The following is a 14,175-nucleotide window of genomic DNA, read 5'->3' on the forward strand; positions in this document are numbered from 1 at the left end:
GTAATGGAATCCGGCCTATTCGGCGTTGGCAAACCTGGAAAGGGACCACTCGATTAAATCGCTCTCGTCCTTTTGAGACTCGATAATATGATCGATAAAGCGGGAGTAATTGTCAACCGATTTTACGGAATCATCCATCTGTTTTCCTTTGATAGCAACTTTTCTCACAGGTAACTTGTGCGTGAGCGGAGAGCTCATTTTCAGGTCATCAACAACGTACACCCCGATTCCCGGATCAACTGACCTGCGAACAGCCAGTCGGCCTGCTGTACCGGCATCAATAGGTTTTAATGCCATTGTGGGTTTCGTCTCTGCTCCTTTATTCTTGCTCATGGCAATAAATGTGTTATATCAATAAATTTGTAGTCCGCTGCCGGGGATCTGACGTCCGGCCTTTCGATGTAATCAAGACACTGATAGCCCCCGTTCACAGCAATCAATGCACCTAAACTATCAAACGCATCAGCAAATTTGCTCCGTAAGTAATAGTAACAATAAGACGGGTCATTTCCAAATTCATCTAGAATCAAGCTGGTTGGCACGTACCTGCCAGTTTGATAGAAGCGTTTCAACGCCCTGATGGTCGCCTCGCCTTTTCCAATTGAGATCAACACCAGATGGACTCTTTGATAACCCGCTGCCCGCAACAACCGTAACGTTGCCAGTACCTGTTTAGGCGCATTTCCGATGCGGGGAGAAACTATATTGTAACGGTTCTGAAAGCAAATTGCCGACAAATCCTGAAAATCAGTGCCCGGAAAGCCCCAAATGATCCTGCTGGACTCTTTGTTAACGATACTTGCGCCACAATAGTTTGCCCTCCGAAACTCCGGCAACTTGCGCTTAGCATAGTCGGAATCAAGCACAACGGCGCCAAAATCCTCAGAAAGTTTATTGGATAATGTCGACTTTCCGGCCGCCGGTAATCCGATAATAAGAAAAGCTTCGCCGGAACTAACGACTCCGGTATGCGGCAATGCACCACCGACGCCCAGCTGCATTTCTTCGTCGTCTGCGGGCTTGGGATAGGTAACCAACTCATGCACGATTTGATTGCGTAATGCGACCCGTTGCTTTTCCGTCTTGAATTTTCGCGCCCTAAGCCTATCGCTATCAAGGGTTTGTTCGTAATCTTCATATCGGGCAATGCCCCGCTCGGCTGCAAGGATGCGGCGCACGATTTCAGGCCCGATATCAGTTTGGTAATCGGGCAAATTCAATGCGTTCGTAAGCAGGCGTTCAACCAGATAGGAAGTATTAAGCGGTCTTCTAAATAATCCCATGAGCATTGCGTGGAGGAGTTCGAAAGGACGATTTGGAGCGTAATCCAAATTGCATTGATGGCGAAAATGTAAAAGAACGGGCACAAAAGCTTAACCATTGTTTTATAGGGGATCGTGGATTATTTATCGGAACACGCCTCCTTTCATCGCGTGCCTCAGCAGTCAGAAAAATGTATGGCCGGATAGGAATGAATGTGCTCCCTTCCCGGCAAAAAACCAATGCCCAACCGCGATCCAATCCGCAGTCGGGCATTGCATTCTTCATCAAAACGAAATCCGGAAACTCAAAAAGCCTTAGTTATACCCCGGATTCTGTTTGAACTCTTCCTTATTAGTAATCGCGTCCAGCTGCACTTGCGGGATTGGGCGGAGCATGTGCGTTTCTTTGATGTTGGCTTTCGCGTCCATGTTGTGTTTCTGCACGTAGCTGACCAGTTTTCCCGTGCGTTTCAGGTCGTACCAGCGGAAGAGTTCGCCGGCGAGTTCGCGGGCGCGCTCGTCGAGGATGAAATCGATGCTCAGGTCTTTGGCGGCTATCTCCATGGCTGCTTCCTTGCCCGGGAATGCGCGTTTTTTACGCAGGTCGTTCAGGAATTGCAATGCTTCGGTCGGGTTGGTCTTCATCAGCGCTTCGGCGGCGATGAGGTACATTTCCGCGATGCGGATCACAAAGCCGTCGCGCGAGCTCCATTCCTGGTTGGCCGTGAGGCGCGTCGGGTCCATGAATTTGCTCATTTGAATGAATTGCGACCGCAGCAGCAGCGTGCCGTCTTCCTTGTACATCGTGTTACGGTCGAAAATTTTGTAGCGGCCGGCAGCCCGCGCGGTCTGCGCAGGCGTGGCCGACGTTTTCAGGAACAACATCGACGTGTCGCCGAGGGCCATTTGCGGATAGCCATTCACGGTGCCGGGTTTCAGGTTCGCCATATTGGCCTTCCATACGGTCTGGAAAGTGCCGTCGTAACGCTGGTCGACCTTTTCATTGAACAAATCCAGCAAATGCAAAGTGGGCACATAGCGCTGGTAAGGACGGCCGTAAGCTACGGAACGCTCCATGCCCGGTTGCTTGTCGTACACCATAATGTAATGCAAATGGCTGTTATTACCCTTTCCGGCGGCCGGGTCGTAATCGCCGTTCATGGTGTCGTCGTTGGTGTAATTGACATAATATACCACTTCCGAATTCGTGCCACCCTCGGCATTCTTCATGTCCCAGAGCGATTTGAAGTCCGAAAACAGTGCATACCGGCCGGACGCAATCAGTTCCTTCGCCAGCGTAGCCGCTTGTGCGTACATCTCCGCATTGTTCGTCGTGCTCGCGCGGGTGAGCGACATTCTCGCTTTGAATGCCTTCGCCACATCCTGCGTAATGCGTCCATTGGTGGATTTCCCGGATGCGAGATTGGCAATAGCAACGTCGAGATCCGAGAAAATTACTTTGTAAAAATCCTCCACGCCCGATCGCTTGGCGGTGGTTACCGCGCCGGCGGTCGGTTCGGTGGAAAGTACCACGTCGCCCCAGGTTTCGGTGATCAGCCAAAGATAATGCGCCCTCAAAAACCGCACTTCCCCTTCATACTGCTTGTTCAACGCCTCACTGATCACCGGCGAAGGAAACAGCTTCAAGGCCGTGTTGCAGGTGTTGAGCGCTTTGTACAAATGTGCCCAATAATCCTTCAAATTCGTTTGTGCACCATTCAAATCGACGGTGTAATCCGATATCTGGTTGGCCTTGTTATCGCCGCCGCGCAGGAAAAGGTCTGTCCCCGTTTCGGCAAATGCGCTGGGAAACTCTTTGCCATACCACAACCGCGTGCCCGAATACGAAGCATTTACGGCGGCGGTTATGCCGAGTTCGGTTTTAAGGAACGGGTCTTCGGCCAACCCGCTTTTATTGGTTTCGGAGAGATAGTCCTCGCAGGAGGTCAGCCCAGCCAGCGAAATAGCCATCATCAGGGCCGTTATTTTGATTTTCATTGGAATGTCTGTTTTAATATCTGATCAAAAATCAATGTTTACACCAAAAATCATCTGCTTCACGAGCGGGAACGACAAGTCGCCGCCGCGCTCCGGATCGTAATCCTTGATCTTGCTGAAAGTGAAGTAGTTTTGCAGCGTCCCGTACACCCGCACACGACCGACTCCGATCTTTTTGGTCAATGCGGTAGGAATATTATAACCCAATGAAACGTCCCTGATTTTCACAAATGAGGCTTTCACATAACCCAGCGTCGATTGGTACAGGTAATTGGTCGTCGAATAAGAGCTGTTTGGCCTTGGGAATGCATTGGTCGGGTTTTCCGGCGTCCAGTAATCTACGTTGGACGAGTTTTCCAAAGCACTCGGCTTGTAAGCCCCGGCATTGTATTCGTAATTGATAAAATGCCCGATCCGCCCGTAGACGAACACGCTCAGATCGAAGTTTTTGTATTCGAAATGGTTATTAACCCCGAAAGAGAACTTCGGTACTTCTGAGAAAGTAGTCCGATCGCCCGGATCGACGACGCCATTGCCGTTCATATCCGCCACCTTCACATCGCCGGGCTTGTTTTTGCCAAAATTCGTCGCGGCGTCTTCTTCGCCTAACTGCCAGATACCGATCTTCTTGTAATCGAAAAATACTTTCGTCGGCTCGCCTACAAACCAGCGATTGGCTTCGTTACGCGTGACGCCGTTGTTCAATGCGAGGATTTTTTCACGATTCAAAGTAAATGTCCAGTCGGTCGACCAGTTGAATGCCTTGCCGCTGATATTCTGGGAAGTGATCGCCAGCTCTACGCCCTTGTTTTCGACCTGGCCGATGTTTTCGAGGATCTCGGCATAACCGGTGTGCGTCGGCAGCAAGCTCGGCAGGAGCAAATCCTTCGTTCTGGAACGGTAAAGATCGATGGTACCCGAGATCTTGTTTCCCAAAAACCCGAAATCGATCCCCGCATTCCAGGTTCCGGTGGTTTCCCAGGTCAGCTTGGGGTTGGGGATAATGCTGGGCCAGTAACCGAATGCGGCGGTAGTACCGAAAGCGTAGGCCGACAGCCCCAAACCGCCTTTCGTAGCATAAGGATCAATGGCCGAGTTGCCCGATTTACCCCAACTGACGCGCAATTTCAGGTCGTTCAGCACCTTGCTATCCTGCAAGAAAGGCTCCTCGATCAACCGCCACGCACCGGAAACCGACGGAAAATACCCCCATTTGTTACCCGCCGCCAGCACCGAAGAACCATCCGCGCGAAGCGAAGCCTGGAACACGTATTTGTTGCTCAGCTTGTAGTTGACACGTCCGAAAAACGAGGCGATTTTCGTTTCCCGCAGCCGGCTGCCGATGGCCCTGGAAATGGTGTTGGAATTCAGGTCATGGTAGGAAGTGATGGGCGACGCCTGGTTATTCCCGGAAGCCGTATATTCTTCCAAACGCGTCCCCAGCGAACTCGTACCCAACAGCCCCTGGATCTGATGATTGCCAATGCTTTTGTTGTAATTCAAGGTATTCTCCCAGGTGTAATTGAAATAATTGTTCATCTCCACACCCGAAGTGGAATTGCGGCCGGCATTCGCGATGGTATTGTAGCCTTTGTAATACCCGCGACGGAAGTCCCTGAAATCCAAACCGATAGTCGATTTCAAAAAGAGCTCCTTGGTAAGTTTTACGTCGATATAGGCGGAAGAAAACAGGCGTTTGTCGACGATATTGTTTTCAAAAACGCCCGGTTGCTCGTCGGCCAGCGGCGTAAACTGTGCGCTGTAACCCGGAGCCGGGTTCAGGATCAGCGACCCGTCGTCGTTGAATGCCTTCGCGATCGGCAGGATCTTGTTGGCCATATTCAGCGGATTATCCCGCTTGTCCTGGTTTTTGTAGGAATAAATGGCGCTCAGCCCCACGCGGAAACGGTCGTTCAACCGGTGATCGACGCCGATCTTGCCGTTCAGCCTGCGGTAGACGTCATTTAGCAACAGGCCCTTGTCCTTCTGGTAACCAAAAGACGTTGAAAACTGCGTCTTTTCGTTCCCGCCGGTAAGGTTGATTTCGTAGTTCTGCATCAGCCCCGTGTGGAAAATGTAGCTCTGCCAGTCCTCAAATTGCTTATCCTTAATGTATTGCAACTCGGTAACCTGGAAAATATCTTCGTCTTTCCGGTAAACGTCGCCGTTGGTGGTCCGGTACGCCTCGCGTTTCTGCTGCGCATACTCCTCGCCGTTCATCATGCGGGGATACAATGCCTTTTTGTTAATCGAAACATAAGAGTTGAACGACAACGTCGACTTGCCCGCCGAGCCTTTTTTGGTGGTGATGATGATCACCCCGTTCGCGCCGCGGGTTCCGTAAATGGCCGTCGAAGCGACATCTTTCAACACTTCGATCGATGCAATGTCGGTCGGGTTAATATCGATAAAGGAGCCGTAAGGAATCCCGTCCACGAGCACAAGCGGCTTATTATCAGCCTTTAACGACCGGTTTCCGCGTAAAACAATGTTAATATCCGCACCCGGCTGCCCGGAGCTTTGGGTAATATCGATCCCCGAAACTTTTCCTTGCAAAGACCGCAGCGCATTGGTGGTAGGAATAGCCGTGATGTCCTTCGCTTTCACCGAGGTAATCGCGCCGGTAACATCGCTTTTCTTCATCGTTCCGTAACCCACTACCACCACTTCCTCCAATGCTTTGGTATCCGGCAAAAGCTTCACATCGATTACCGAACGGTTGCTCACCTCGATTTCCTGGCTCACATAACCCACATATGAAAAGACGAGCGTCGCATTACCCGCCGGGATCGACAGTTTGTACTGGCCATTGATATCCGTCGTGGCCCCGGTGGTCGTTCCTTTCAGCAAAATGCTCACACCCGGCAGGTCCTCACCATTTTCACCCGTCACTTTTCCGGAAATATCGATCACTGCATCCGGCCTGCCCTTTGCATTCAAAGAGGCAACCGCATTTCCCGGGGGAGCGATGAAGCTTCCGGCATAAACGTTCTGATTACCAATCGGTAGGGTTCCATACATGAGCAGCAGCCCGAGGGCCGATGCACTTTGTAGTTTTCTAAACATACATCATCACGGTTTATATTGTTCTATTTATTAATGCGAAAATCCAAGCCCGACTTGGGCGTTTCCATGCTGCGGAGAGATGGAGCTTTACGGGAAAAACTGAGATTATTTAAAGACGGGCGAAATAGGAAAAATCAAAGAATTAGTTTGATTGAATTATCCGCGTTCCGTTGCACTAGTAAACGGAAGGTTAGTTATGGGGAAGAGATCGGCAAGATTTTAGCGATATTTTTTTACGCAAACGATGTCGGGAACGTAGCCAGAATTGACTCGATCCATTTTTTTGTTGGATTTTTTGATTGGCTTTAATGTACTTTTAATGCAGAAGCGGTAGGATTTAAACCAGCAGAGAACTGGATTAATCTAATACGAAAGGAATGAAAAAGCCGCTCACCCTTCTCGGAAAATGGGTGAGCGGCACAGATCGTGACAGTATGAAATTGTCCGAAAGTCGCTATTCGGTGCGCAGCGATTTCACAGGGTTCATCAGCGCGGCTTTCACTCCCTGGAAACTCATGGTTAGCAGCGCGACCACTACCGTCGCCAAAAAAGCCAGTATAAAAATGACGGGACTGAGCGAAATTTTGTACTCGAAATTGGCCAGCCAACTGTCCATCGCCCACCACGCCAAGGGTGCCGAAAACACAAATGCAATGGCGATCAGCTGGGCAAATTCCTTGCTAAAAAGCCATAGTATGCTGCCCACACTGGCGCCAAGCACCTTGCGGACGCCCACTTCCTTCGTGCGCTGCACTACCATGAATAGCACGAGCCCATACAAGCCCATACAGCCGATCAGCAATGCAATCGCGGTAAAGAAATTGATCAGCCGGCCCATGGTCTGCTCCTGCTGATAGGCAGCCTGTATCTGGTCATCCACAAATTCCGGATCGAAAAAACTATCGGCATACACCTGGTTATATGCTTTCTCCAACTGTTTCAGCACACGGCCGTAGTCGGCAGTCCGCACCTGAATGTTAGCCGAGTAAAAGCCGTTCGCCCAGGTACTCATGAAGAGCGGGTTGATACTCTGCCTGAGATCCAGCTGGTTATAGTCCTTTAACACACCCACGATTTCCAGGGGCATTCCCGCCTTGTACATCACCTTACCCAGCACATCCGCGGGTTCGCGAAACCCGAGCCGGTGCATGAATGTCTCATTGATGAGCGCCTCTCGTAGCGTGTCGGAAGGTTGCAAATTCCGCCCTGCTACTATTTTCAAACCATAAAGGCCTACGTAATCGGCATCGACCCAAGCCTGTTGCGGGTCATAGGGCTCCTCCTCGGTGCGGTTATCGAAGCGGATGGTAGTTTGGCTGGTCCAGCCCGATTGCGGAGGTCCGCTCATCGAATAGCTGAACTTGTCCACGCCGGGTATGGCGGAAGCCAGGTTTCGGAATGTCCGCATTTTACCGCGGTCCTGGCTGGGCAGGTTGGGCAGGCCCACGGTCAGGATGGCATCTTTCCGGAAGCCTAAATCTTTCGTCTTGACATAGTCGAGCTGGTTCACAACCACGAGCAGCCCTATTATCAGCATTTGGGATATCGCAAACTGCGTCACGACGAGGCCGCGCCTGAGCGAAAAACCGCCTGTATCCTGCCTGGTAAGACGTCCTGCCAATGCTACAACCGGGCGGAAACCCGCCACGATCAATGCCGGGTATAAACCAGCCAGCAATATGACCAGCGCCAGCAGCAGCCCCAGCCAGCCTACTACCGATGGCGAAAAGTAAAATGTAAACCGGAACGCCCCGTGAAGATAAGTATGCACCAGCATCTGCCCATACCGGAATATGAGGATCGCCACGGCCGAAGCCGCCATCACGATGAGCGTCGTTTCGCCCATAAACTGCCAGAACAGCTGCGTACGGGTGCTGCCCAATACCTTCCTTACCCCTACCTCGCGGGCACGGGTAAGCGCCTGCGCGGTGGCGAGGTTTACGAAATTAATGCTCGCCGTTCCGATCAGCAGCAGGCCGATCAGCACCAGCGACAGTAACAAACCCTGGCTGACGCCCCCATACTCGGGTGACAAGTGCATGGTGCTGAATGGAATCGCCGGGTAAGAGGTTTCCTTGATTTTGCCGGGATTATATTTCTTCACGAACGATTGCATCTCCCGGTTCCAATCCGCCGCGGTGAAGCGGTCGTTGAACAGTACGTAACAATGCGTACCGCCGTTGGTGTTGTCGAAAGGTTCGCTTTCCGGGCGGGAATTCAGCTGCTCTTTCAGCGATCCCCAGGAAGCCATTACCGAGTAGGCGAGGTCAGTATCCTCGCGGTAGTCGGCAAACACCCCTACTACGCGGGCGGGAATGCGGGCATTGAGCCGCACCGTCCGGCCAACTACATTATCGATGGTACCGAAGCATTTGCGGGCCATTTCTTCGCTCATCACCACTGTTCCCGGCTGGCCGAGGCCGTCGGGGCCGCCGGCGAGCCAGGTATAATCAAAAATGTCGAAATAGGCCGGTTCCACGAAAGCGCCCTCGTGGCTTTTATCCTTTATCTTTTTGTCGGGCTGGTTGGGAACGAGAACCGATATCAGCGGCGAATACCATTCGTCGAGCATGGCCACGTGTTCCAGTTCCGGGTGATCGTTGCGGACGGCCTGGCCCAGCGGGTACGGGATACCCTGGATCTTGAATTCGTCCGTACCCGATGCAAACCGGGACGTGATTTGATATATCCGGTCGTAATTCCGATGATAGCGGTCGGTCTGGTAGTGAAAGCGGACGAGTGCGAAAATCAGCAATGCACAGCCGATACCGAGCGCCAGGCCGGTTATGTTGATGAATGCGTAAGCCTGGTTCTTGCGCAGGTTACGCCAGGCTATCTTGAAATAGTTTTGCAGCATAGTAGTCTGTCGTCAGTGCGTATTTCACGCGGGTAAGCTTCTGGTGCGGTAAAGATTCAATTATTATACCATTTACTTCAAAACCGCGCTCCAAGTCGCTGAGCGCCTGTTTGCGTAAGTCCGCTGTACGATTCCGAACGTTTCCTGTCCGGTATTGTCACCTGTGAGTTTCAAAATGACACCGGTATTAGCATTGAAACGCCACACAATGCTCCTGATTCAGGTAATGCAAAATAACTGCTAAACCTTTCAAGCCATGATTTTCAATTACTTCAAAATTGCATTGCGCAACCTGCGGGCGGGCGGCTGGTACTCGGCACTCAATATCGGCGGACTGGCTATTGTGCTTTCCGTCAGCATTCTGCTGTTCTGGTGGGTGAAAGACGAGCTGAGCTTCGACCGCTTCCATCCCCATGCCGACCGTACCTACCTCGTCCATTCGCATTTCGGCAAGGGCGACGACGAGAATACCTTTACCTCCACACCTACGCCCGTGGCGCTGGCCGCCAGAAGCATTCCTGAGATCGAGGCGGCAACCCGTACCGGACCGTTTCCCGGCGTGACTTTTCGGGTAGGTTCGAAGACTTTTACCGAAAAACAGCACATCGCATTTGCGGACACCAATTTCCTGGCCGTTTTCGCCGGCTTTAAGGTGATCGAGGGTGATCCCAAAAAGCCATTTCCCGCGCCGAATGCTGCATTGATCAGCGAAAAACTAGCCGAAAAGTTCTTCGGCACAACGGATGTGATCGGCAGGACGATCCGGAACATCGAGACGAAAACCGATCTCACGATCAGCGCCGTGCTGGCGAATGCACCGGACAATGCTTCGCTGCAAAATGATTTATACATTAGTATGCATGTCCGTAAAACCATCGACCAGAAGCTGGGCGGTCACCAGTTAATGGATGAAGATTGGGATGATTTCGGCATTGAAACCTACATCAGGTTAAAAGAAACCGCGAATGCGAAAACCATCGACCGGAAACTCACCGCCTCACATGCCGTAGCGGTAGCCCAGAAGATCCAGTCCGACTATCTGCTGCAACCGCTCACTCAGGCGCATCTTCACCCATTGGAAGGAGACGATTCCGCTGCCAGGCAAGTCAATATGCTCGGTATCGTAGCCGTACTGCTGCTGAGTATCGGCTGCATTAATTATGTAAACCTCACCACCGCGCGGGCCACACGTCGTTACAAGGAAATCGGTGTGCGCAAAGTCGTCGGGGCCGGGGCCGGACAGCTTGCGAGCCAATTACTGGTGGAATCGGTGCTTACCTTATCGCTTTCGCTCATTCTGGCGGTAGCTTTTTTGCAGGCATTGCTACCGCATTATGCCAGTTTCACGGGCAAATCGGGCCATTTTTCACTTCTCGACCCTTCCGCATGGCAGGTATTGGCGGGCACATTGGGCTTTTGCTTTCTGATGGCGGGCATTTACCCTGCCCTGATGGTCTCGCGCTTCAACCCTATTCAGGCATTGCGTGCGCGCTCGGGTCATGCGGGCGCGGCGCGGCTGCGCAAGTCGCTCGTGGTGGTGCAGTTTGCGCTGGCGGTGGCGCTCATAGCAGGTACTTTTGTGATCGGCAGCCAGCTCCGTTTCATCCGCGAGCGCGACGCCGGGTTCGAGCGCAAGCATACCTATACATTCGACGGCCGCCATTTGACGCAGCAATTCAAGCAGGCACTGGCAGGCCAGGCCAGCATTACCGGCATCAGTACTTCCACCGACACGCCCGTAAATGTGCAAACCGGCTCGGCTTCCTTCGATTGGGACGGCAAGCCGGCAGACCGAACGCTGGTAATGGCGCAAATGAGTGTGGACAAGGATTTCATTCCGAATTTCCGCATCAAACTCGTCGCCGGCAGGAATTTCCACGGCAATAAATCCGACCAGCGGCATTTCATCCTCAACGAAACGGCCATCCGGCAAACGGGCATCAAAGACCCGATCGGCAAGCGTTTCAAGGCCGACGGCGGTGAAGGGATCATTATCGGCGTCGTGAAGGACTTCAATATGATGTCGGTCCGGGAGGAAATGTGGCCGTTGGTAATGTACAGCAATCCCGAATCGCACAATATGGTAAACGTACACACCACAGCGGCACTTGCGCCGGCTGCATTGGCGGCCACCGAAAAGCGCTGGAAAGCATACCTTCCCGATTATCCTTTTTCCTACACGTTCATCGACACCGCTTACGACCAGCTCTACCGGACCGAGCAGCTCACCGGCCAGCTTTTCAACTTCTTTGCCGCCGTGGCCATTATCATTTCGTGCCTCGGATTATTTGGCCTCGCGTCATTCGTTACCGAGCAGCGCACCAAGGAAATAGGCATTCGCAAAGTACTTGGCGCTACGATCACGAACATTACGGTGCTGTTATCCAGGGATTTTGTAAAATTAATACTCATTGCAATCCTTATCGCCTCGCCCGTTTCCTGGTTTCTGATGGATCAATGGTTAAATGATTTCGCTTACCGCGTCGAAATCAACGGCTGGCTCTTCGCATTCGCAGGTTTGCTTGCATTGGTGACAGCGCTTTTAACGGTCAGTTTTCAAAGTATTAAAGTAGCCTCCGTTAATCCGACGAAAACCATGAAAGCGGAATAAATGGTAGCAGTATCATTTATTCATATCAGGGATTAAAATAAATATTCAGTACTAAAATATATTTATATCTTTATACGGTTACTTAAACAAATCGTATATGTCAAACCTGATCGCATCTATCTTCGGTTTGGGAAACCAGGAGCTGTTCCTGATCTCCCTGTCCATGTTATTTTTTGGTTTTGTAATATGGTCAATTCGCGATCTTTTAATCAATAAATACCTGAGTACCGAGGCCAAATTGATCTGGATTCTGGTGATTTTATTCTTCCCCGCGCTTGGCACGCTATTCTATCTCTATTATGGAAGATCGGACAAGCATTTGTCCGATAATCAGTAATTTGTGAGACAGAATCTTTACTGCCTGATATCCCTTGACGTTTCAAAAATAGATTTATATATTTAAGCGGTTACTTAAATAAATCTCAGGGACATTCAGCCAGGAAGAGCATGAAACAATATTTTATTTTCGGTGCATTGCTGCTACTCGGAATATCGGGTTGCAAAAAGGACGACGGGCCTTCCGTTGACCCGCAGATCGAGGAAGCGCGCAAACTTGCGGCGCTGCAAGACCAGTTTCACGGGAAGTACAGACTGATCAGCGCGGTGGCCGACCAGAACGTGGACATTAACATGGACGGCTTCGCTTCGAACAATTTATTGACGGAAATTCCGGAGCTGCAACTGGAAAACCATCCCAATATCGTGGAATTGCGTATTTACGGCCCTAACCATATTATCGCCAATGCAGGATTTCTGCTCAGCCAGGGCTGGCCCGAGCAGTATATCTGGAATAACAATAAAGAATGGGATGGCGGCCCCGACTTCGAATACAAGGACGGCTTGTCAGTCAGCTATGCCAATCAGGGTACTGTCCGTCAATTCACATTTACGGAAGACCTGAAAGAAATTACCGTTCAGCGCAACACCAACGAAAATCCTTTTCGCTGGGTCGCGCCGGAATCTGTGAAAATCAACAATGCCGGATTACTGCATTTCGTGAACAAGCGCTATTTGTATACCAAAGAAGGTGTTAAGCAGGTAACAATCCAGTCTGTTTACCAGCGCTTTACGAAAGAAACCTAGCCGCAGCACTCATATCTTTTCACCCATGATCCTGAATGTGGCGTCATAACGCTCCCTGACGTTTCCCATGGCCGTCTGAACCTTTTTCAATGCGGTATTATAATGGGCATTTACGTCCATCAGGCGTTCGGTGATTTGTTTCGCGTCGGTCTGTTCGATTTCAAAAGTCCATGCTGCCAGCCCGAGGTCATAGTACATTTGTCCTTTGATCGTGTCCTCGGGCTGGCGCAGGTAAAAGCACGGTGTGCCGTTGGCAGCGGCGATGATCGGCGAATGGCATTCGAAACTCAGCACGGCCTGGGCCCTTTTGTAAAGCGACGCCGCCTCGTCGGGCAACCAGTAACCGTGCTTCACGATATGGGGCTTCACATCGCCCGGTAATGGGTTGATAAGCAGCTCATCCATCACGTCCAGCTGATAGGTCATTTCCGGGCACACCACCACTTTTCCCTTCGTTTTTCTCACCCAGGTCACCATTGCTTCGCGTAGCTTGGCATGGTCGGTTTCCTTCCATTTATCGTTCAGTTCGTCCACTTCGCGTATCCGCTCTGCGCTCCACCCGGCATTATTGGGCCGGATCTTGTAGTAGGGCGTCCGGCGCAACCGGGGGATAACGCAGATAAATTGCCGGTCGGTAAGCTTGTTGTCGCTGATAAACTTTGCGGCGGCCGCGTCGTCGCGGATATCCATGGCAAACGTCGCGTCGGGCGCAAATGCAATGTGTTTCCCTTCGAGCCCTGCCTCTTTCAGCTTCCCGATCGACGCCGTTTCGCGTGTAAAAATGAAGGAAGCATTCTGTATGATCCGTTTCAGGTCGGGTGAAATATCCTGAATGGTCACTCCAAAAATCCCGAATGGCTTCTGGGTTTGCTTCTGCCAGCTATCCAGGTAATCGGCCGCCACCACCGACGGCCCCGAGCCGTGGAGAAAGAAATCGGCGTCCGAGAATGCTTTTTTCACCTCGTCCGACTGCGGCTCTCCGGCCTTATTCACCTGTCCATGAATGATTTGCAAATCGGGATAATGCTTTTTGAGCATTCCTTCGGCAAAATCGCTTTTGCTTTTTTTCCAGAGGATCAGTTTCGCATTGGGCAGGCGTCTTTTCAGCAATGCAATGAGGCCCGGCGTGTGAGCGATATCGCCGATATTGACATCCTGCCAGCCCGAAACGAACAGGATAGTCGGGTCGGCCTTGGCCTGCGCCATTGTACCAAACATCATTACACCCGCCATGGCGGCTGCATTTTTTATAAAGTCCCTTCTGTTTTTAAAATCCATAATTGACAATTCATTTAAAT

Annotated in this window: 9 protein-coding genes; 3 read left to right on the forward strand and 6 right to left on the reverse strand. The window is 51.4% G+C overall.

The window, feature by feature from the left end:
- Window positions 1–15: 15 nt before the first annotated feature.
- The 5 genes from BLQ88_RS13495 to BLQ88_RS13520 form a co-directional block, all read right to left on the reverse strand.
- On the reverse strand, window positions 16–333 hold the full coding sequence (locus tag BLQ88_RS13495; protein ID WP_090150538.1) for a hypothetical protein: 318 nt from the start codon (window positions 331–333) through the stop codon (window positions 16–18).
- A complete protein-coding gene (locus tag BLQ88_RS13500) occupies window positions 330–1,289 on the reverse strand; it encodes a zeta toxin family protein (protein WP_143016844.1) in 960 nt (319 codons plus the stop codon). The genes BLQ88_RS13495 and BLQ88_RS13500 overlap by 4 nt, the downstream gene beginning before the upstream one ends.
- A gap of 288 nt (window positions 1,290–1,577) precedes the next feature.
- Window positions 1,578–3,260, reverse strand: coding sequence for a RagB/SusD family nutrient uptake outer membrane protein (locus tag BLQ88_RS13505; protein ID WP_090150543.1), 1,683 nt, complete (start codon window positions 3,258–3,260; stop codon window positions 1,578–1,580).
- Window positions 3,261–3,284: 24 nt separating this feature from the next.
- Window positions 3,285–6,326, reverse strand: a complete 3,042-nt coding sequence (locus BLQ88_RS13510; RefSeq protein ID WP_218132910.1) for a SusC/RagA family TonB-linked outer membrane protein — start codon at window positions 6,324–6,326, stop codon at window positions 3,285–3,287.
- A gap of 454 nt (window positions 6,327–6,780) precedes the next feature.
- Window positions 6,781–9,183: an ABC transporter permease gene (locus tag BLQ88_RS13520; RefSeq protein WP_090150549.1), complete on the reverse strand. Its 2,403-nt coding sequence runs from the start codon at window positions 9,181–9,183 to the stop codon at window positions 6,781–6,783.
- Between the two features lie 256 nt (window positions 9,184–9,439).
- On the opposite strand from BLQ88_RS13520, the gene BLQ88_RS13525 reads away from it, so the two are divergent.
- The 3 genes from BLQ88_RS13525 (at window position 9,440) to BLQ88_RS13535 (ending at window position 12,877) form a co-directional block, all read left to right on the forward strand.
- Window positions 9,440–11,794 carry an ABC transporter permease gene (locus tag BLQ88_RS13525; protein WP_090150552.1) on the forward strand — a complete coding sequence of 785 codons (2,355 nt, stop codon included), beginning with the start codon at window positions 9,440–9,442 and terminating at the stop codon, window positions 11,792–11,794.
- Window positions 11,795–11,891: 97 nt separating this feature from the next.
- Entirely contained in the window at window positions 11,892–12,131 is a 240-nt protein-coding gene (locus BLQ88_RS13530) for a PLD nuclease N-terminal domain-containing protein (protein WP_090150555.1), read from the forward strand.
- A 110-nt stretch (window positions 12,132–12,241) separates the two neighbouring features.
- Window positions 12,242–12,877, forward strand: coding sequence for a hypothetical protein (locus BLQ88_RS13535; protein ID WP_090150558.1), 636 nt, complete (start codon window positions 12,242–12,244; stop codon window positions 12,875–12,877).
- A 9-nt stretch (window positions 12,878–12,886) separates the two neighbouring features.
- On the opposite strand, the gene BLQ88_RS13540 is transcribed toward BLQ88_RS13535, so the two are convergent.
- Window positions 12,887–14,155 (reverse strand): polysaccharide pyruvyl transferase family protein, encoded by a 1,269-nt coding sequence (locus BLQ88_RS13540; protein WP_090150561.1) that lies wholly within the window; start codon window positions 14,153–14,155, stop codon window positions 12,887–12,889.
- Between the last annotated feature and the right edge of the window lie 20 nt (window positions 14,156–14,175).

This window comes from Dyadobacter soli (genome assembly GCF_900101885.1).
Taxonomy (GTDB): Bacteria; Bacteroidota; Bacteroidia; order Cytophagales; family Spirosomataceae; genus Dyadobacter; species Dyadobacter soli.

What these genes read in the sequence shown, in the direction of transcription:
- BLQ88_RS13495 (WP_090150538.1), bottom strand. Translation starts at nt 333, where the DNA reads ATGAGCAAGAATAAAGGAGCAGAGACGAAACCCACAATGGCATTAAAA.
- BLQ88_RS13500 (WP_143016844.1), bottom strand. Translation starts at nt 1,289, where the DNA reads ATGCTCATGGGATTATTTAGAAGACCGCTTAATACTTCCTATCTGGTT.
- BLQ88_RS13505 (WP_090150543.1), bottom strand. Translation starts at nt 3,260, where the DNA reads ATGAAAATCAAAATAACGGCCCTGATGATGGCTATTTCGCTGGCTGGG.
- BLQ88_RS13510 (WP_218132910.1), bottom strand. Translation starts at nt 6,326, where the DNA reads ATGTTTAGAAAACTACAAAGTGCATCGGCCCTCGGGCTGCTGCTCATG.
- BLQ88_RS13520 (WP_090150549.1), bottom strand. Translation starts at nt 9,183, where the DNA reads ATGCTGCAAAACTATTTCAAGATAGCCTGGCGTAACCTGCGCAAGAAC.
- BLQ88_RS13525 (WP_090150552.1), top strand. Translation starts at nt 9,440, where the DNA reads ATGATTTTCAATTACTTCAAAATTGCATTGCGCAACCTGCGGGCGGGC.
- BLQ88_RS13530 (WP_090150555.1), top strand. Translation starts at nt 11,892, where the DNA reads ATGTCAAACCTGATCGCATCTATCTTCGGTTTGGGAAACCAGGAGCTG.
- BLQ88_RS13535 (WP_090150558.1), top strand. Translation starts at nt 12,242, where the DNA reads ATGAAACAATATTTTATTTTCGGTGCATTGCTGCTACTCGGAATATCG.
- BLQ88_RS13540 (WP_090150561.1), bottom strand. Translation starts at nt 14,155, where the DNA reads ATGGATTTTAAAAACAGAAGGGACTTTATAAAAAATGCAGCCGCCATG.